Genomic DNA, 19,110 nt, shown 5'->3' on the forward strand with positions numbered 1-19,110 from the left:
AACGACCTCAATCCCCGCTTTTCTGTTCGCAGAAACGGATGCGGTTGCCGAAGGGATCGGTGACTTCCATCACATCGCCCCAGGGCAATTCTTCGACGCCCGGCTTCATGAAGCGATAGTCTTGCGCCGCCAGTTCCTGCTGATAGGCGTGAACGCCGCGCATGGTGACGAAGATGTTGGAGCCCGGCGTCGCATCGCCGTGATGACCGCTGAGGTGCAGCCCCATTCCGGCACGCGAAACCTGCATGTAGAGTGGAAAATTATCGCCGAAGCGATGTTCCCAGTCGATCTCGAAACCGAGAAAATCGACATAAAATTCCCGGGCCTTGGCCTCGTCGAAAATCCTGACGATCGGGAAGGTCCGCTCGAAACCGATGTCTGAAAGGCTGTGCTTTTCGGCGTCGCGCATGCCCACTTCCCGCTTTTTAAGACCATGAAAAAATACCGGCCGCAACAGGTGCGGCCGGTATCGTCAACTTATTCGGCGGCGACGATCTTGCCATCCTGCCACTTGAAGAGCGAGAAGGTCTGCGACGTCAGGTCGCCATTCTCGCCATAGGTGACCTTGCCGATTGCCGTGGCGAAAGCATCGCCGCTCTTCAGAGCCGTGGCGACCGCTTCGGAGTCCTTGGCGCTTCCGGCCTTCTCGATGCCGGCCTTCAGTACTTCGACGGCGGCATAGGCGTTGAGGGTGAAGGCTTCCGCCGGAATGTTGGCGGCCTTCAGCGCTTCGGCTGCGGCCTTGGAGTCGTCGTTCTTCAGCGCGTCGGAGGCGTTGGTGAAGATGGTGCCTTCGCCAGCCTGCGAACCGATGTTCCAGAACTCGCTGTTCGACAGGCCGTCACCGCCGATAACGGCAGCCTTGGAGCCGATGTCCTTCAGCTGGCGCACCAGAAGACCGGCTTCCGGATGGTAACCGCCGAAATAGACGACATCGGCATTGTCGGATTTCAGGCGGGCTGTCAGCGCGCCGAGATCCTTTTCGCCGGGTGTCAGGGCATCATAGAGAACTTCGGTCACGCCACCGGCATTCAGCGTTGCCTTGAAGGCATCCGCAAGACCTTTACCGTAAGCGCCCTTGTCGTGAATGATGGCGATCTTCTTGTCCTTGAGGTTGGCGAGAACGTATTTCGCCGCAACCTCGGCCTGCTGGTCGTCACGACCGCAGGTGCGGAAGACGTTGGAAAGGCCACGGTTGGTCAGGCCCGGAGCAGTTGCCGTCGGGGTGATCATCAGCACGCCGTTTTCGGCAAAGACATCCGAAGCCGGAATGGCGACGCCAGACGTCACCGGACCGACGACGAAATGAATGCCTTCGGCAACGAGCTGGTTGGCCGCGGAAACGCCCTGCTTGGGCTCGCCGCCATCGTCGGCCAGCTTCAGCACGACCTGTTCGCCGAGGATGCCGCCCTTTTTGTTGATTTCATTGACTGCCGTTTGGGCGCCGTTCTTGACCTGGTCGCCATAGGCGGCAACAGGGCCGGTGAGCGGTGCAATCAGGCCGATGACGATTTCGGCATGGGCAAGGGGTGCGAATGCGAAGGACGCTGCGAGCGTCACGCTGGTCAATGTCTTCAGTTTCATCCTGGTGTCTCCTTAAAAGGGGTCGCGGACCCGGTGAGCGCCATGGGCGTCGACCGAATGAAACTATCGGACGCCTCCCGGCGAAAACTCGTTCCATGTTTGAATTCCGAGCCTTCAGTCTCAACTCATACGGAAGGTTTGATGACTTATGCAAGTCACCTTTGTTGGATAAGGTCTATTACCTGTAAATCAATCGCCCCGCCCGTCATGATTGCGCCATCAGAACCCATAATCCGCGCGTCGTAAAGCCTTGGCGTTTGGCCGCCGCGGGAGGATAATGCCGGCATGATCGCAGCAGATGACGCATTTCTGGCGGGCCTTCCCGTCTTCCGGCATTTTGAAGACGTGGCAGACCCGGCGCTTTACCGCGCCCTGCCCTCGGGATGGGGGCTGGCCATCGCCGATATCGTCGATTCGACGGCGGCAATCGGCGCCGGCCGATACAAGGCCGTGAACATGGCGGGTGCGGCAGTCATTTCAGGCATTTCGAACAGTCTCGGCCGCCACGACCTGCCCTTCGTGTTCGGCGGCGATGGTGCCGCCGTCGCGGTGCCCGCCGATGGATTGCCTCTTGCTGGCCGCACGCTTTCGAATGTCCAGCGCTGGGTGAAGGACGATCTCGACCTTGCGATGCGGGTTGCCCTTGTTCCCATAGAGGACATCCGCGCCAACGGCTTCGATGTCCGCGTCGCACGCTTCCAGGCGAGTGAAGACGTTTCCTATGCGATGTTTTCGGGCGGCGGCAACAGCTGGGCCGAAGCGAGGATGAAGCAGGGGCAATATAGCCTGCCAGCGGCCGGGACAGGTGAGCGCCCCGATCTCACCGGCCTTTCATGCCGCTGGAATCCCATACCGGCGAGCCACGGCAAGGTCGTCTCGATCATCGCCGTGCCGGGACCGGCGCGGGATATGCCGGCCTTCCGCCAGCTCGTCGTCGATCTCGTCGACCTGGCCGCGCAGGATGCAAGAGATGGCCACCCCGTTCCGGAGGACGGGCCGAAACTCGGCTTCGTGAAGGAAGGCCTTGGCCTCGAAGCCAGGGCTGGCGCGGCATATCGGGATGGATGGGGACAGAAGCGCCGCTCATTGCGCATCCTCGGCGAAACCCTGCTGGTCAATCTTCTCGACCTGACGGGACTGTCGCTCGGCCGGTTCAACGCCACACGTTACCGGCGTTCGGTGGCCAGCAACACCGATTTCCGGAAATTCGACGATGGCCTGAAGATGACGGTGGACATCGATGCGGAACGGCTTGAAGAAATCCGCGCCCGGCTGGAACAGGGCCGCCTGTCCGGAACCTGTTATTTCGGCCTGCACGAACAGGACGCCGCCCTGATGACCTGTATCGTGCCCTCCCCGCTTTCAAGGGACCACATGCATTTCGTGGATGGCGCCGACGGCGGATATGCGGCCGCGGCCAGCCGCCTCAAGCAACAGATGCAGGCTGCGCCATCACCCTGAAACCCGCTGAATCGGGAAACGCAGTCGCCTCGGCCAACGGTCCGTCAGGCCGAAGGCCCACACCGGACGCGATGACTAAAACGAAAAACCGGCGTCGTGCGCCGGTTTCAATGGGACAGGCTGCCGTGAAGGCCCTGGAAAATGGCTGCGCGCTCAGGCCGCTGTCTTGCTGCTCTTCTGCACCTGACAATAAATTTCCTCGAGGGAGGCGAGGATTTTTTTTACGGATTCGGAGTTGCTGGAATAATAGATGGTCTGCGCATCCCGTCGTGTCTTGACCAGCCGCTGCGCACGCAATTTCGAAAGATGCTGCGAAAGAGCGGACTGGCTGAGACCAACCTGTGAGGCGAGAACACCGACCGGCACTTCCGTATCCACCAGCGTACATAAGATCATCAGGCGCTTGGGATTCGCCATCGCTGAGAGCAAGTCTGCAGCGGCGATGCTATGTTCCGACAGAGATTGGTTATCCATACGCTCAAGTCTCCTGATGACAGTCGGAAAGACCGTCATGGTGGCTATAATAGGTGTTCCAAAAGGTGCTTTTATAATTCAGCGAATACGTTGTATATACCTAAATCTTGCTTATATCGTGTCCCTTTCAAAGACTATTCTTCTCCGGTTATTTACTTAAAATATTGCGACTAAATTATCATCCTTTTGCATGATTTTTGTCAATTTCGCAATAAATTCATGTATTAGCAGCAGTATTTATAAGCAATAATCGATGAAAATTTGAGCGTATAAATCCTGACAGGCAATGCCCGAATTTGAGGCTATAATCTTATACCACCTTAAATTTAGCAACGCGCTACAGAATCTAGATTAACTTTGCGCAATTTTCTCAAAATTTGCAATATGATTTTTATTAGTAATTATTTTCATGCATAACTTATGATATCAAAAATATTCTTTGCCACCATAGGAAGGTATAACTTGCGCCGCTGGCCTCTCCGAAAAGCACAAAGGGCCCTCCAGTCCGGAAGGCCCTTTGTGCTTTTCAGGCAGGATTAATACTATTTTTTGCGGTGCCGGGTCAGCCCTGTCACGATCTCGTCTGCGGAAATCGTGCCTATGATGGCGCCATTGTCGACGACGCCGATCGCCCCGGAATGTTTCGCAAGCGTATCGAGAATATCGATCAGCGGCGATGACGGACGGGCCGTGGCGGCCACCGCCAGCCGTCCGTTTCGCTCGTCCACACCCGGTTTCATCACATCTGCCGCAGTCAGCATCGAGATCGGGTTCATGTTCTGCACGAAATCGGCGACATATTGCGTGGCCGGCTGCTTGACGATCTGCTGTGGCGTGCCGCACTGGATGATCCGCCCGCCCTCCATCATGGCGATGCGGTTGCCGATGCGAAAGGCTTCGTCCAGATCGTGACTGACGAAGAGAATGGTCTTCTTCAGCCGGCTCTGGAATTCCAGCAGCTCGTCCTGCAGACGGCTTCTGATGAGGGGATCAAGCGCCGAAAACGGCTCGTCCATCAAGAGAATAGGCGCTCCCGTGGCAAAGGCCCGGGCCAGCCCCACACGCTGCTGCATGCCGCCGGAAAGTTCGCCCACCTTGCGGTCGGCCCAGGCGGAAAGGTTCACCAGCTCCAGCTGCTCGGCCACCATCCGTTTGCGCTCGGCCTCAGGCACGCCGGAAAGCTCAAGCCCGAAACCGACATTGTCGGCCACATTGCGCCACGGCAGAAGGCCGAATTGCTGGAACACCATGGAAACCGTATGCATGCGCAGGTCGCGCAGCGTTTTCGCCGGGCAGCGATAGGGATCGACATAACCCGAGCTGGTCTTCACGCCGACATTGCCGCGCACCACGGGCGCAAGCCCGTTGACCGCCCGCAGCAGCGTCGATTTGCCGGAACCGGAAAGCCCCATGAGCACGAGAATCTCGCCTTCCTTGACGGACAGCGAAGCGTTGGCGACACCGAGCACCAGCCCGGTCTCGACATTGATCTCGTCGCGGGTGCTGCCCCCGTCGATCATGGGCAGCGCCGCGTCCGGCCGGTCGCCGAAGACGATATCGACATTTCCGAAGATGATGGCGTCGCTCATAGGTCATCCTCCGTGCCGGGAAGGCGGAAAAGCCGGTCGAGAACGATCGCCAGTATGACGATGCACAGGCCAGCCTCAAAGCCCATGGCGATATTGACGGTGTTGAGCGCACGCACCACCGGCACACCCAGACCATTCGCCCCCACGAGGGCGGAGATGACCACCATCGACAGCGACAGCATGATCGTCTGGGTCAGTCCCGCCATGATCTGCGGCGCAGCGAAGGGAAGCTCCACCTTGCGCAGAACCTGCGACGGCGTGGCACCGAAGGCAACCGCCGCCTCCACCAGCGCCGGCGGCGTCGAAACGATGCCGAGGCGGGTAAGCCGCACCGGAGCCGGAATGGCGAAGATGACGGTGGCGATGAGCCCCGGAACCATGCCGAGGCCGAAAAGCACCAGCGCCGGAATGAGGTAAACGAAGGTGGGGATCGTCTGCATCAGGTCCAGCACGGGACGCATGCCGGCATAGATCCACTTGCGCCGCGCCGCCAATATGCCGAGCGGTATGCCGATGATCATGCACACGGCGCTGGCGGCGATGACCAGCGCAAGCGTTTCCGTTGTCGCTTTCCAGTAACCGAGATTGATGATGAGCAGCAGGCCGAGCGCCGTGAACACCGGCATGCCCACGGAGCGGCGTGTCCAGGCCGACAGTGCCGTCACGATCGCGACGATGATGAGCGGGTGCGGCGCCTGCAGGACAAACAGCAGGGCGTTGATGACGCTTTGGAAAATGAAGGAAAGCCAATCGAAGAAAAAAGCGAGATTGCCGGTCAGCCAGTCGATGGCCTCCTTGGCATATCGGCCGACAGGCAGGCGGTTTTCAGGAGCGCTGAGCCATTCCACGGTAAGAAAAGACCTTTCGTGAATGAGAGCAATTCCAGCAAAAAAGCGGAGCGATCTTGCGTCCGGAATTGCGCAGGCAAAAAGATTTGAAGCATTGACGGTGATGCCGTTCGACCGGCAACACGCCAATGCAGAAACAATGGCCGGCAGCAAAACTGCCGGACGCGGTGCTGACGCATGACCTCATGCCGGGAAAATCAGCGGAGCAAGGTCATGCATGGAGATTGTCGTTTCCCGCTGCGTCCGGCTTCTCGCGGGAGAACCGGGCGCAGCCATGCACGTCTTGCGGCTTAGAGGCCCAATGCCTTCTTGACGGCGGGCAAGGCGTCCGCGCTGCCGTCCCTGGTCTTGACGTTGGCAAGCCAGGGTTCGATCGCCGCCGGATTGGCCTTCAGCCAGGTCGTCGCCGCCGCCTCGCCCTCGAGCCCGTCATTCAGGATCTTGCCCATGATCTCGTTTTCCATGGGCAGGGAAAATTGCAGGTTCTTGAGGAAGGCACCGACATTCGGGCATTCCTCGACATAACCCTTGCGGACATTGGTATGGATCGTCGCGCCGCCGAGATTGGGGCCGAAGACCTCGTCGCCGCCGGTCAGATAGGTCAGCTTGAAATTCGCATTCATCGGATGCGGCTCCCAGCCAAGGAAGACGATCGGCTCGCCGGATTTTTCCGCGCGTGCGACCTGCGACAGCATGCCCTGCTCGGACGACTCCACCACCTCGAACGATTTCAGTCCGAAACTGTCCTTGGCGACCATGTCGAGAATCAGTCGGTTGCCGTCATTGCCGGGCTCGATGCCATAGATCTTGCCGCCGAGATCGGCGCTATGGGCGGCGATGTCCTTGAAATCCTTGATGCCGAGTTCGGCACCCTTGGCGTTGGTCGCCAGCGTGTATTTGGCGCCGGTCAGGTTTTCCCGCAGCGTCTCGACGGATTTGTCTTCGCGGTAAGGCGCGATATCGCCTTCCATGGTCGGCATCCAGTTGCCGAGGAAGACGTCGATGTCCTTGTTTTTCAAGGATGTATAGGTAACGGGTACGGAGAGAAGCTTGACGTCGGTTTCATAACCCAGGCTTTTCAGAAGCACGGTGGCAGTCGCCGTCGTGGCGGTGATGTCGGTCCAGCCAACATCGGAAAAACGCACCGTACCGCAACTTGCCGGCTCGGCCGCGCCGGCCGCGCCGGCCGCGCTGAACGTCATGGAGGAGATTGCTGCGGCCAAGGCCAGACAGCGACTTCTATTTGCAAACATCGCTTGCTCCCTGTTTTTTCGTTCCCTTGCCATTATCAATATCTGCCGGGCACAATCAACTCGCGTGCATTTGCGTGCTTTGGCGCACCGTTTGCGACAAAATCGTGAAAATGGCCGTGTTTCGCCGGTTGATGAGGAAATTGGCGGATTGCGGAAATCTGTGTTTTTCCCATCGCCACACTTTTCAATCCGCTTCTTCGCCGTCAAAAGACGCTCACTGCAGCATCGGCTCATAAACAGGAATCGGTTCCATGAGGCGCGATGTGCCGATTCGAAAGGTTGGAGCATTGTGAAGCGTCCGAAAGACGCAAATGCGCTCCGGGAGTGGATAATGGCAAAACTCTATTTCAATTATTCGACGATGAATGCCGGCAAATCGACCATGCTGCTGCAGGCGTCCTATAATTATCAGGAACGCGGCATGCGCACGCTGATCTTCACGGCCGCCTTCGACAACCGGGCGGGCGTCGGCCGCGTCGCCTCGCGCATCGGCCTGTCCTCCGACGCCCTGACCTTCGATGAAAATACCGACCTCTTCGCCGAGGTATCGGCCCTTAATGCCGAAGCACCGGTCGCCTGCGTTTTCATCGACGAAGCCAATTTTCTCTCCGAACACCACGTCTGGCAACTGGCCGACATTGCCGACAGGCTGAATATTCCGGTCATGACCTATGGCCTGCGCACGGATTTTCAGGGCAAGCTATTCCCCGCCTCGAAGGAACTGCTCGCCATCGCCGACGAGCTTCGCGAAATCCGCACCATCTGCCATTGCGGCCGCAAGGCGACGATGGTGGCCCGTTTCGACAATGAAGGAAAGGTCGTGACGGAAGGCGCGCAGATCGAGGTCGGCGGCAATGAAAAATACGTTTCCTTCTGCCGCCGCCATTGGGTGGAGACCGTCAAGGGCGGCTGAGTGTCTGCGTCCGGTTGCCGCATTTGATTTTTCGCAAAGATGGCTTGCCTGCTCCTGCGCTAAGACGAGGCGACACATTCGCGTGGATGTGCTTTCTCTCAGGAGCAAAATTATGCAGAACAAAACTGCCAAATTCGCCAGCCTCGCCATCATCGCGGGCCTTTTCGCCTTTCCCGCCCTGTCGGCTGAAATCGAAGTGAAGATGCTCAACAAGGGCAGCGACGGCCAGGCGATGGTCTTCGAACCGGCAACCGTCAAGGCCGCCGTCGGTGACGTCATCACCTTCGTTCCGGTCGACAAGGGCCATGATGCGGCAGCCGTCAAGGAAATGATCCCCGAAGGCGTCGCCGACTTCAAAGGCAAGATGAACGAGACGGTGAAGGTGACGGTCGACAAGGAAGGCGCCTATGTCGTCAAATGCACACCGCATCTGGGCATGGGCATGGTCGCTCTCATTGTCGTTGGCGACGCACCGCCGGCCAATCTGGATGCTGTCAAGAACGGCAAGCTGCCGAAGAAAGCCCGTGACCGGCTGAATGCCGAGATCACCAAACTCGGCCTGTAACCACACATCCCCACGGCTCCGCGGCGGCAATATCCGGTTAAGCAGTCTGAGCATGCCGGAATAGCCGACGCGGACCGCAGGTTGAGAAAAGTTTCGCAATCATGTTGTATCCCGGTTGACCGGGACATATCTGGAAGACAGTAAATGACCGTGGTTTTTCCGAAGCACCGAAAGGGCGCGGATTGAGCCACGGATTTTTCTTCCGGCGTCCAGCCCCACGGGCAGAGGAGACTATGACGACATGATCGACCGGATCACCGCATTGATTCAGGCAGCCTTCAGCGCCATCGGCAAGGCCGCCGGCATGGTCGTCGCCTGGCTTTTGTGGCCCTTCATGGCCGCCCATGGCTGGTATCGCGACCGCAACTGGATCATCAAGGGACCGATCGCTCTGGTTCTCATCCTGCTTGCCGGCTTTTACGGATATTTCGTCTGGCAGACGCAGGTCTGGAGCAATTTCGACCCGGACTATATCGCCCGTTACAAGCTGGCCGAACGCACCGTGCCGCCCGGACAGGAATTACCGGCCGCCACCCCGGCTGCGGCGGCCGGCGCGACCGGCGCTGCCGCCAATACGTCCGCACCCGTGTGCCAGCGCTCGGCCATCGTCGATGCCGCCGCCGATCTCACCGATTTCAACGTCAACCAGAACGCGTGGATTTCCTCCATGCTGCTCTATCGTCTCGGCCTCTTCGGCATCGACTGGGACAGCACGCCGTTCCTGGACAACAAGGCTTCATTCCAGCGCGGTGTGAACCAGGCGGTGCGCCGCACCTCGGTGGAGCTGGTCGACACGCTCGGCCGCGTGCGCGGAACATCGGGTATCAACAACAATCTGCAGGAAGCGCGCGGCAACATGCAGTTCAGCGAATATTCCTGGTATTTCGGCCTTGATCCCTTCGGCCCGAAGACGCCGACACCCAGCTACTACCGCGCCGCCATCCGCAGCTTCCAGGCCTTCAACGGCGAACTGACCGCCTGCAAGGCCGTCTTCGATACCCGTGCCGACAACCTCATCCAGTTCATCGACCGTATTGCCGGCGATATCGGCTCCACCTCTGCAATTCTGCGCGAGCGTTCGGAGAATTATAATGGCGGCTGGTTCGACACCCGCGCCGACGACCGTTTCTGGTTCGCCTATGGCCAGCTCTACGGTTATTACGGCGTGCTGTCCGCCGCCGGATCGGACTTCGCGCAGGTCATCCGCGAACGCAATCTGACCAACCTGTGGAACGACACACTGGTACAGACCCGCGCCGCCCTTCGTATCCAGCCGGCGATCATTTCCAACGGCGAGGAAAGCGGCTGGATCATGCCCTCGCATCTCGCCACCATGGGATTTTACGTTCTGCGGGTGCGCTCGAACCTTGTCGAACTTCGCTCCGTTCTCGATCGCTGACAATGAAGCCGGCCCCTTGCGGCCGGCTCAGTCTATCAGCCGCAGGCGTATGGTCTTGGCCACCAGTTGCGTGCGGTTGACGCAGTCGAGCTTGCGCATGGCATTGTTCATGTAAGTATTGACGGTGTGCTCCGAGATGGAGAGAAGCTCGGCGATCTCCACGGAGGTCTTCCCCTGCGCCGTCCAGCGCACCACGTCGAGTTCCCGCTTGGTCAGGGGTGACGGTCCCTTCGAGCCGACGCGGCAAAGGCGGTCATAGACCTCCAGGGCGTGCAGGGCGATCATGCCCAGTTCGTTCAGCGACGCCTGCGACAGGGGCTCGCGATCGCCTGCGAAATTTATCAGATGCCGGTTTCCATACATGCCGGTCACCGGCACCATGAGGCCGGAGGCGATGCCCATGCTGCCCACCGAGGCCACCGCCTCCATGAGCGGCTCACAGGCAAGATCCGGGTCCTCCAGCGACCAATATTGCGGCATCATCGATGAGGCGCCGCGCTTTATGACAGGACAGTCTCCAAGCGCACCGTCCTTGGTCATCGCATTCACGACCCAGACCGGCAGGCTGCTTTCAAGAACCGTCGGCAAGGCATAAGCGTTGGATCCGCCTGGCAACCGCAGCAGCGTCACATAGGCGTAACCGAACGCATGTGTCACCTCCCGCAGCGCTTCCAGCCACTGGGATTTGTCGGTGGCGGCCGACAGGTCCCGGCACAGTCTGGCCTGGCGCTCCGTTTTCACCATTCACACACCGCCGCCATATCGGGCTGCGACGAGCCGGAGGGAGGAACACATGCCATGGCCAAACGGGGTTGCGACCTTCATAACCGACGGACCCCTGGCCTAAAGCGCCGGCTTTTCGGACTTGTCTTTCGGCTTCGCCATCAGTTTCTCAAGGAAACCGAGCATGACCGCCGAAACGACAAAAGCCAGATGGATGAGGGTGAACCACATCAGCTTGCTGTCAGAATACTGGTTGGCATTGAGGAATATCTGCAGCAGGTGGATCGACGAAATCGCCACGATCGACGACGCGACCTTGATCTTCAGGCTGCCGGCATCGAGCTTGCCCAGAAATGAAACTTCGGCATCCGCATCATCGAAACGGCTGACGAAATTCTCGTAACCGGAAATCATCACCATGACGATCAGACTGGCCACCAGCGCCGCATCGATCAGGCCAAGCATGGCAAGGATCATGTCCGCTTCATCGTAGATGAAAACATTCTTCGCAACTTTGAGGAATTTCAGCGCGAAGGAAAAGGCATAAACCGCCAGCGCCGCAACAAGCCCGAGATAAAAAACGACGAGCAGCCAGCGGCTGGAGAGAATGATCCGCTCTACGAGCAGTTCAAGAGACTTCATTTCCGTATCCGATTAATAAACTGTCTATTGTTGGGGCATGCTTTGTTTCGCCATGTAAACTGGCTGCGAATATCCTAGCAAGCGGCAATGTCGGGACTTTGGCAGGACCGTGGCGTTTTTCGTTTCATTCCGCGCGGGGGGGGTGGACAAAGCCGACCCGTAACATTTCTGCAACATACGGTTATGCTTTAAAACATGATGCAAAAAGTCATATATAATATGTTGACAGTTATCATCATGTTTTCTAGTCCTCACCTATCGGCTCGCCCGTAACAAATCAGAACATTTCCAGCCGCGCTGAGTGCGGCGCGTTTTCGCGCGCCGTGGCTTGTCCGCGCGCCTTCCGGGGGTATTTAATGTCCATCTCGCGCACGCAATCCGCGCTGCTTCTGTGCACTGCCATGTCTCTTCTGCCCGTTGCCGGCCCCGTGCTGGCGCAGGAAGCCGCCTCGCAGGCGAACGGCACCACCACGCTTGAAAAGATCGTGGTCAAGGGCAAGCGCGTACAAAGCGCCAACGCCGCCGCCGACACGCCGCTGGCAAGCCAGACAACGGCGGAAGAGATCAGGAAGAAAGACATCGGCAGCATCAGGGACCTCGGAAACTCGACCGAGCCGGGCGTCGACTACGTGGACGCCAAGCCCGGCAAGCCGGGTGGATTGTTCATCCGTGGTCTCGGTGGCGCCCGTGTCGTGACGCTGATCGACAATATCCCCGTCCCCTTCTTCGAAAACTTCGCCCGTCAGGGTCAGGCCACCACCACTTTGAGCAATACGAATTCGAGCTTCGATTTCTCCTCGCTTTCGACTGTGGACGTGGTGCGCGGAGCCGATTCCAGCCGCATCGGCTCCGGCGCTCTTGGCGGCGCACTGGTGTTGCGCACGCTCGAGCCGGAAGACCTGATCGGCGAAGGCAGGGATTGGGGCGGCGTCGCCAAAACCACCTATGACAGCGAAGACAGAAGCGTCGGCGGATCGCTCGCCGTCGCCAAGAAGATCGAGAACACCTCGGTCCTGTTCCAGGGTTCCTACAAGCGCGGCAACGAGACGGACAACAAGGGCACTGCCGATGTCTACGGAATGAGCCGCACCAAGCCCAATCCCGCCGACACCTATGAAAGCAACCTGATGTTCAAGATCCGCCAGGATCTGGAAGGCGGCCACCGCATCGGTCTTACAGCCGAGCGTTATTCACTGAGAAACCGCAGCGACATGCGAACCCTGCAGGGCGTCAGCATAACGGGCACGGGATCGAGCTATCGGATCGGCGATTACCGCGGTTATGAGGATACCGAGCGCGATCGCGTATCTCTCGATTACGAATACGACGCCCCTTCGACCGACGGCTTCATCGATGCCGCCAATCTTTCGCTTTACTGGACGCGTCTTTCCAAGGAATCCGGCGCCGGCGACCGCCTGACCAACAATTCGCTCTACATCCGCGAAGACAGCATGCGCAACAGCGCATTCGGCATCGTTGGCGGCCTCGAATCCGGCTTCGAGCTTGGCAGCGTGCAGCACACGGTCCGTTTCGGCGGCAACGCCATGACGACCGATTTCAGCCAGGAGCTTTACGCCAACACGGCCGGAGTGACGTCTTCGTCGCAATCCGACATGCCTGACGTGAGCGGCAAGAGCCTAGGGCTCTATCTTGATGACGAAATCGCATTCGGCAACGGCTTCCGTTTGACCCCCGGCCTGCGCTTCGATTCCTACGATTACGATCCGGATGGTTCGGTATCAAGCAATAGCGGCTACAATACCTTCGGCCTGCCGAGCGGCAACAGCGGCTCGCGCTTCTCGCCGAAACTGCTTGCCACCTATGACGTGACGCCGGAACTTCAGCTCTTCGCACAATGGTCGATGGCCTATCGCGCGCCGACGATCAACGAATTGTACCTGAACTTCTCGAACGTCAGTTCCGGTTACGCCGTTATCGGTAACTCCGACCTCAATCCCGAAACCAGCAATGGTTTCGAGATCGGCGCGAACTATGCGTCGGGCGATCTGGCCGGAAGCCTGACCCTGTTCCATAACAAGTACAAGAACTTCATCGAGCAATATACGACCTCGACCACCCTCTTCCCCGGTTTCGGCGGCAGGGGTAACGGATCGCTCTTCACCTATCGCAACCGCGCCAATGTCGAAATTTCCGGCGTGGAAGCCAAGGTTCGCAAGGATCTTGCAAACGGCTTCTTCGCCCATGCGTCTCTCGCTTACGCCTATGGCAAGGACACCGACACCAACGAGTTCATCCGCACGGTGGCGCCGTTCAAGTCCGTCGTCGGTCTCGGCTATGCGCAGGAAACCTGGGGCACGGAATTCACCGGCATTTTCTCGTCCGGCATGCGTGACGACAAGGCGACCAGCACCTTTGACGCCCCCGGTTACGGCATCTTCAACCTGAGTGGCTGGTGGGAGCCGGAACAGACCAAGGGGCTGCGCATCCAGGCCGGCATCTACAACCTGTTCGACAGAAAATACTGGAACGCTGTCGGCGTCCGCGACATCAACCCCAACGCCGTCAGCACCGTCAACCAGCCGGTCGACTTCTATTCCGAAGCCGGACGCACCTTCAAAATCTCCCTGACCCAAAAATTCTAAAACGGGCAGGACCACCATCTCCAGTCGGGGCGGCCTTCGGGTCGCCCCTTTTTTGTCAGCGGCAATAGAGATAGCCGCCCTTTCTTTCCAGCACGTCGAGATGCAGGTGATCCTGATGGGTGGCATCGCTGCCGGGCGAGAGAACCGTGCGGAAGAACAGGCAGGCGGCGGCTGTAATCGTGCGCTGGAAGGCGCCTTCCGGTGTTCCATCCTCGCCGCGCGGCTTCATCACCAGCGGCTCGCCCTTGTCAAAGGCGATGGTGGAGATATCCACGGCATTGCCCTTGGCATGTTCGGAAATCTTGCCCGTTTCGGCACTGTTACGGTTGCGGCAAATATAGGTCGAGGCATTGGCGATCGTCGTCACCTTCTTCTCCGGCAGGGCAAGGGCTGCCGCCGGCAGCATCATCTCCTTGGTCCAGCGGGAAAGGGCAAGCGCGGTTTCACAGCGCATGGTGCCTGAAGGTTCGAGCTTGATGCCGGGCAGAACCACGGAAAGCTCAATCGGCGCTTCGATGCCACAGCCCTGCTCCTCGTCCCGGATCGGCTCAAGCTTTTTGAATTCCGCGCCGATCTCCTTCAGCGCACCGAGGCAGGCCTCAAGTTCTGCGGGGTCTTCCGGCTTTACCGGTTCGCGCGGCTTCTCCTCCGCTTTTTTCACCCCGTCAGCCGGTTTCTGCTGTCCCTCGCGGCCCTTGCCCTCACCTTCCTTTTTCGGATCACCGGGCTCCTTGTCAGCGGCTGTCTTTTCGCCATCCGGTTTCGATGCTTCCGGCACCTGCGGCTTTGGCTCCGGTTTCGGCGCTTCAGCCGGATTTTGCAGCTTTTCCTCCCGCGGCTTTTCCGAAGGGGTGGAGGATTGCGCCTCGCCCGGTTTGGGCTGTGGCACGGGCACCTGGGGCGGCGGTTCAGAGGCGGCAATCAATGCGAGGCTGGCTACCAGAAGACACAGGCGATGAAGCATTGTACGGGGTACTCCTGACCGTTTCGGCAGGAGAGCAACGCAGCAGCGGCAGGTAAGGTTCATTCCGTCTCTGAATCCGCTTGCCAAGGCGGATCGTGCACGCTAACAATTTTCCCATGAATATCGTGTCTATGAACATTGCTAACTGGTGGTGGGGCAGCTTTACGCGGCCTTGACCAGTCATGTCTTCAGACAAAGTCCAAGCCGCCCGAATTTTCAGGCGGCTTTTTTGTTATTTTGCCGCCTGTCATCGGGCCTGAACAACAGGAAGTAAGAAAGAAATGGTAACGATCATTCAGGATGACGGAGCGGAAACCTACGAGACGAAAGGCGGCATAAAAGTCAGCCGGAAGCGCCGGCCCGCCGATTATGCCAGCGCCATCGATAACTACATCGAAAAGCTCGATTCCCATCGCGGCGCGGTTTTTTCGTCCAATTATGAATATCCCGGCCGTTACACCCGCTGGGATACGGCCATCATCGACCCACCGCTCGGCATTTCCTGTTTTGGCCGCAAGATGTGGATCGAGGCCTATAATGGCCGTGGCGAAGTGCTGCTCGGCTTCATCGCCGAAAAGCTGAAGGCGACGCCCGATCTCACGCTTGGCGCTTCCACCACGCGCCGTCTCGATCTCACCGTCAACGAGCCGGACCGCGTCTTCACCGAAGAAGAACGTTCGAAAATCCCGACCGTCTTCACCGCGCTGCGCGCCGTCGTTGATCTCTTTTATTCCAATGCGGATTCGGCCATCGGCCTGTTCGGCGCCTTCGGTTACGATCTCGCCTTCCAGTTCGATGCGATCAAGCTGTCGCTTTCGCGGCCGGAAGACCAGCGCGACATGGTGCTGTTCCTGCCCGATGAAATCCTCGTCGTTGACCACTATTCCGCCAAGGCCTGGATCGACCGCTACGATTTCGAAAAGGCCGGCGTGACGACGGACGGCAAGTCCTCCGATATTACGCCCGAGCCCTTCAAGACCACCGATACGATCCCGCCCAAGGGCGATCACCGTCCCGGTGAATATTCCGAACTTGTTGTGAAGGCCAAGGAAAGCTTCCGCCGTGGTGACCTGTTCGAAGTCGTTCCCGGCCAGAAATTCATGGAGCGTTGCGAAAGCAATCCGTCGGCGATTTCGCGTCGCCTGAAGGCGATCAACCCGTCGCCCTATTCCTTCTTCATCAATCTCGGCCATCAGGAATATCTGGTCGGCGCCTCGCCGGAAATGTTCGTGCGCGTCTCCGGCCGCCGCATCGAGACCTGCCCGATTTCAGGCACCATCAAGCGCGGCGACGATCCGATTGCCGATAGCGAGCAGATCCTGCAACTGCTCAACTCGAAAAAGGACGAATCCGAACTCACCATGTGTTCGGATGTGGACCGCAACGACAAGAGCCGCGTCTGCGAGCCCGGTTCGGTGAAGGTCATCGGCCGCCGCCAGATCGAGATGTATTCGCGCCTCATCCACACGGTTGACCACATCGAAGGCCGCCTGCGCGACGACATGGATGCCTTTGACGGCTTCCTCAGCCACGCCTGGGCCGTCACCGTCACCGGCGCACCGAAACTCTGGGCCATGCGCTTCATCGAAGGCCATGAAAAGAGCCCGCGCGCCTGGTATGGCGGCGCGATCGGCATGGTCGGCTTTAATGGCGACATGAACACCGGCCTGACGCTGCGCACCATCCGCATCAAGGATGGCATCGCCGAAGTGCGCGCCGGTGCGACGCTGCTTAACGATTCCAATCCGCAGGAAGAAGAAGCAGAAACCGAACTGAAGGCCTCCGCCATGATATCGGCCATCCGTGATGCCAAGGGCACCAACTCTGCCGCCACCAAACGCGATGCCGCCAAGGTTGGCACCGGCGTCAAGATCCTGCTCGTCGACCACGAGGACAGCTTCGTGCACACGCTGGCGAATTATTTCCGCCAGACGGGCGCGACCGTCTCCACCGTCAGATCGCCGGTCGCCGCGGACGTGTTCGATCGCTTCCAGCCCGATCTGGTCGTGCTGTCTCCCGGCCCCGGTAGCCCGACGGATTTCGACTGCAAGGCGACGATCAAGGCCGCCCGCGCCCGTGACCTGCCGATCTTCGGTGTCTGCCTTGGCCTTCAAGCCCTGGCGGAAGCCTATGGCGGCGAGTTGCGCCAGCTTGCGGTGCCGATGCACGGCAAACCCTCGCGCATCCGCGTGCTGGAGCCAGGTCTGGTCTTCTCCGGTCTCGGCAAGGAAGTCACCGTTGGCCGTTACCATTCGATCTTCGCCGATCCCACCACCCTGCCGCGTGATTTCATCATCACCGCGGAAAGCGAGGACGGCACGATCATGGGTATCGAACACGCCAAGGAACCGGTGGCCGCCGTTCAGTTCCACCCGGAATCGATCATGACGCTCGGCCAGGATGCCGGCATGCGGATGATCGAAAACGTCGTGGTCCATCTGACCCGCAAGGCGAAGACGAAAGTCGCGTGATGGTTGCTGCCGACGCCATCAGCATCGAACCCATCCGGGCGGAGCACGTTGAAAGCTTTCATCGTGCTCTCGATGCGGTGTCGCGCGAGCGGAAATATCTGAGCTTTCTGGAGGCGCCGCCGCTCGAAGCGGTGCGCGCCTTCGTGCATGACATGATCGAAAACGGCCATCCGCAATTCGTGGCGATTGTGGACGATGAGGTTATTGGCTGGTGCGATATTCGCCGCGTGAGCAGAGAAACCCGCGCCCATTGCGGCACGCTCGGCATGGGCATCCTGCCAGCCTATCGTGACAAGGGACTGGGTGCGCGGCTGATGCGGCGGACGCTCGATGCCGCCCGTCAATGCGGGCTGCATCGTATTGAATTAAGCGTGCATGGGGACAATGCCAGAGCCATTGCGCTTTATGAAAAGATCGGCTTCGTACATGAAGGCCGGGCACGCGACGCCGTTCTGATCGACGGGCATTACACCGACAGCCTGCAGATGGCGGCCATCTTCGGCGATTAAGCCCTCGGCAGCGAGGCGGAGATGCAGAGCGCGAACTTCTTCAGAAGCTGCGCGTCGAAATGGCCTTCCCGGCGCAGCATCCAGGTCAGCGCATCATTCGCCGTCCACGGCTTCTTGTAGGGCCGGACCGAAGTAACCGCATCATAGACATCGCAGATCGCCGCGATGCGGGCGTAAAGGCTGATTTCGGCACCAGACCGCCCGCTCGGATAACCGCCGCCATCCATCCGCTCGTGATGATTGAAGCAGACATCCAGAACCATCTCCGGCATCTGCTCGTTGCGCGACAGGATATCGCGCCCGAAGGCGGGGTGGAGATTGATGATCTCCCGCTCATTCGGGCTCAGCCCATCCGCCTTGTTGAGGATAGAAGAGGGAATTTCCACCTTGCCGATATCATGCAGCAGGCCGCTGATCCCCAGCAGATCGACCGTTGCCTTATCCAGCCCGAGATAGCTGCCGAAATGCATCATCAAACCGCTGACGGAAACCGAGTGGACGAAGGTTGTTTCGTCCTTCGACTTCAGGCGTGTGACGCCGATGAAAATCGCCGGGTTCGATTGCACCGCTTCGGAAATCTTGCCCGTTTCCGCCGCCATGCCTTTCAGCGATACGACACCCCCCGCTTCGACAGCCGCAAAAGTCTCGGCCACCGCATCGGCGGCCGAGCGCACGGCATGGCTGACGGCCGCCATGGTTTCGGAAGAACTGTCCGGTTTCACCGGTGCGGCGGCGCCGGCACCCGGCCCGCCTTCAACATCATTTCCCTTGGCGGTATTGATGACGATGCTTTCCGCGCCGCTTGACTTCAGCTGCCGCACCACATCCTCATGCCGCAGGAGAAAACGATGCCGCTGCATGATGTGCCGGTTCGACAGCGTTCCCTCGACCGCCTCGATAAACATGCCAACAGTCAATTGTCGGGTGGAAATTCGCTTGAGCATCAGACGCTTTTATTTTCCTTCCCGGGAATGGTAACGTGACCCGCTATTGGTAAAGGCCAACGTAAAACCAGCCCTCAGACGGATAAAGATAAGCCCGCCGAACTATTCAACTCTGCAACACAGAACATAAGATAGCACGAATATGAAAATTTTTTACTCAGGATATAT

The 19,110-nt window shown here is 59.0% G+C and carries 17 protein-coding genes; 7 read left to right on the forward strand and 10 right to left on the reverse strand.

Features of this window, described 5'->3' with window-relative positions; translation table 11 throughout:
• Nucleotides 1-7: 7 nt before the first annotated feature.
• Nucleotides 8-409, reverse strand: coding sequence for a glyoxalase superfamily protein (locus N434_RS03580; protein ID WP_110756117.1), 402 nt, complete (start codon nucleotides 407-409; stop codon nucleotides 8-10).
• Nucleotides 410-477: 68 nt separating this feature from the next.
• Nucleotides 478-1,584, reverse strand: a complete 1,107-nt coding sequence (locus N434_RS03585) for a branched-chain amino acid ABC transporter substrate-binding protein (RefSeq protein ID WP_110756118.1) — start codon at nucleotides 1,582-1,584, stop codon at nucleotides 478-480.
• Nucleotides 1,585-1,869: 285 nt separating this feature from the next.
• On the opposite strand from N434_RS03585, the gene N434_RS03590 reads away from it, so the two are divergent.
• Nucleotides 1,870-3,045, forward strand: a complete 1,176-nt coding sequence (locus N434_RS03590; RefSeq protein ID WP_110756120.1) for a DUF3095 domain-containing protein — start codon at nucleotides 1,870-1,872, stop codon at nucleotides 3,043-3,045.
• A 153-nt stretch (nucleotides 3,046-3,198) separates the two neighbouring features.
• Here N434_RS03590 and N434_RS03595 read toward each other — a convergent pair whose 3' ends face one another.
• The 4 genes from N434_RS03595 to N434_RS03615 form a co-directional block, all read right to left on the reverse strand.
• Nucleotides 3,199-3,519, reverse strand: coding sequence for an ArsR/SmtB family transcription factor (locus tag N434_RS03595; RefSeq protein WP_045019117.1), 321 nt, complete (start codon nucleotides 3,517-3,519; stop codon nucleotides 3,199-3,201).
• A gap of 542 nt (nucleotides 3,520-4,061) precedes the next feature.
• Nucleotides 4,062-5,108, reverse strand: coding sequence for a choline ABC transporter ATP-binding protein (choV, locus tag N434_RS03605; RefSeq protein ID WP_065113913.1), 1,047 nt, complete (start codon nucleotides 5,106-5,108; stop codon nucleotides 4,062-4,064).
• Complete coding sequence (gene choW, locus N434_RS03610; protein ID WP_065116031.1) at nucleotides 5,105-5,956, reverse strand: choline ABC transporter permease subunit; 852 nt, start codon at nucleotides 5,954-5,956, stop codon at nucleotides 5,105-5,107. Before choW ends, choV begins: the two co-directional genes overlap by 4 nt.
• Nucleotides 5,957-6,246: 290 nt before the next feature.
• Nucleotides 6,247-7,158, reverse strand: a complete 912-nt coding sequence (locus N434_RS03615; RefSeq protein ID WP_286172093.1) for a choline ABC transporter substrate-binding protein — start codon at nucleotides 7,156-7,158, stop codon at nucleotides 6,247-6,249.
• A gap of 382 nt (nucleotides 7,159-7,540) precedes the next feature.
• Here N434_RS03615 and N434_RS03620 point away from each other — a divergent pair, with 382 nt between their 5' ends.
• From N434_RS03620 to N434_RS03630, 3 genes are all read left to right on the forward strand, one after another.
• Nucleotides 7,541-8,122 carry a thymidine kinase gene (locus N434_RS03620; protein ID WP_065113915.1) on the forward strand — a complete coding sequence of 194 codons (582 nt, stop codon included), beginning with the start codon at nucleotides 7,541-7,543 and terminating at the stop codon, nucleotides 8,120-8,122.
• Between the two features lie 112 nt (nucleotides 8,123-8,234).
• Nucleotides 8,235-8,687: a pseudoazurin gene (locus N434_RS03625; protein ID WP_065113916.1), complete on the forward strand. Its 453-nt coding sequence runs from the start codon at nucleotides 8,235-8,237 to the stop codon at nucleotides 8,685-8,687.
• A gap of 241 nt (nucleotides 8,688-8,928) precedes the next feature.
• On the forward strand, nucleotides 8,929-10,086 hold the full coding sequence (locus N434_RS03630) for a DUF2333 family protein (protein WP_065113917.1): 1,158 nt from the start codon (nucleotides 8,929-8,931) through the stop codon (nucleotides 10,084-10,086).
• Nucleotides 10,087-10,113: 27 nt separating this feature from the next.
• Here the strand turns inward: N434_RS03630 and N434_RS03635 are convergent, their stop codons facing one another.
• Both N434_RS03635 and N434_RS03640 read right to left on the reverse strand, forming a co-directional pair.
• Nucleotides 10,114-10,830, reverse strand: a complete 717-nt coding sequence (locus tag N434_RS03635) for a helix-turn-helix transcriptional regulator (RefSeq protein ID WP_110756123.1) — start codon at nucleotides 10,828-10,830, stop codon at nucleotides 10,114-10,116.
• A gap of 99 nt (nucleotides 10,831-10,929) precedes the next feature.
• Nucleotides 10,930-11,451 (reverse strand): TIGR00645 family protein, encoded by a 522-nt coding sequence (locus N434_RS03640; RefSeq protein ID WP_065113919.1) that lies wholly within the window; start codon nucleotides 11,449-11,451, stop codon nucleotides 10,930-10,932.
• Nucleotides 11,452-11,807: 356 nt separating this feature from the next.
• Between N434_RS03640 and N434_RS03645 the strand changes: the two genes are divergently transcribed.
• The gene (locus tag N434_RS03645; RefSeq protein ID WP_110756125.1) at nucleotides 11,808-14,054 is read left to right on the forward strand and encodes a TonB-dependent hemoglobin/transferrin/lactoferrin family receptor; all 2,247 of its coding nucleotides are present in this window, start codon (nucleotides 11,808-11,810) and stop codon (nucleotides 14,052-14,054) included.
• Nucleotides 14,055-14,109: 55 nt separating this feature from the next.
• On the opposite strand, the gene N434_RS03650 is transcribed toward N434_RS03645, so the two are convergent.
• Nucleotides 14,110-15,018 carry an extensin-like domain-containing protein gene (locus N434_RS03650; protein ID WP_110756127.1) on the reverse strand — a complete coding sequence of 303 codons (909 nt, stop codon included), beginning with the start codon at nucleotides 15,016-15,018 and terminating at the stop codon, nucleotides 14,110-14,112.
• A gap of 281 nt (nucleotides 15,019-15,299) precedes the next feature.
• Between N434_RS03650 and N434_RS03660 the strand changes: the two genes are divergently transcribed.
• Nucleotides 15,300-17,489, forward strand: coding sequence for an anthranilate synthase (locus tag N434_RS03660; RefSeq protein WP_110756131.1), 2,190 nt, complete (start codon nucleotides 15,300-15,302; stop codon nucleotides 17,487-17,489).
• Nucleotides 17,489-17,998, forward strand: a complete 510-nt coding sequence (locus N434_RS03665; RefSeq protein ID WP_110756132.1) for a GNAT family N-acetyltransferase — start codon at nucleotides 17,489-17,491, stop codon at nucleotides 17,996-17,998. The genes N434_RS03660 and N434_RS03665 overlap by 1 nt, the downstream gene beginning before the upstream one ends.
• On the opposite strand, the gene N434_RS03670 is transcribed toward N434_RS03665, so the two are convergent.
• Nucleotides 17,995-18,942, reverse strand: coding sequence for an HD-GYP domain-containing protein (locus N434_RS03670; RefSeq protein ID WP_110756134.1), 948 nt, complete (start codon nucleotides 18,940-18,942; stop codon nucleotides 17,995-17,997). The two genes, N434_RS03665 and N434_RS03670, sit on opposite strands and share 4 nt — an antisense overlap.
• Nucleotides 18,943-19,110: the final 168 nt, after the last annotated feature.

The organism is Rhizobium sp. UGM030330-04, from assembly GCF_003208455.1.
Taxonomy (GTDB): domain Bacteria; phylum Pseudomonadota; class Alphaproteobacteria; order Rhizobiales; family Rhizobiaceae; genus Agrobacterium; species Agrobacterium rhizogenes_A.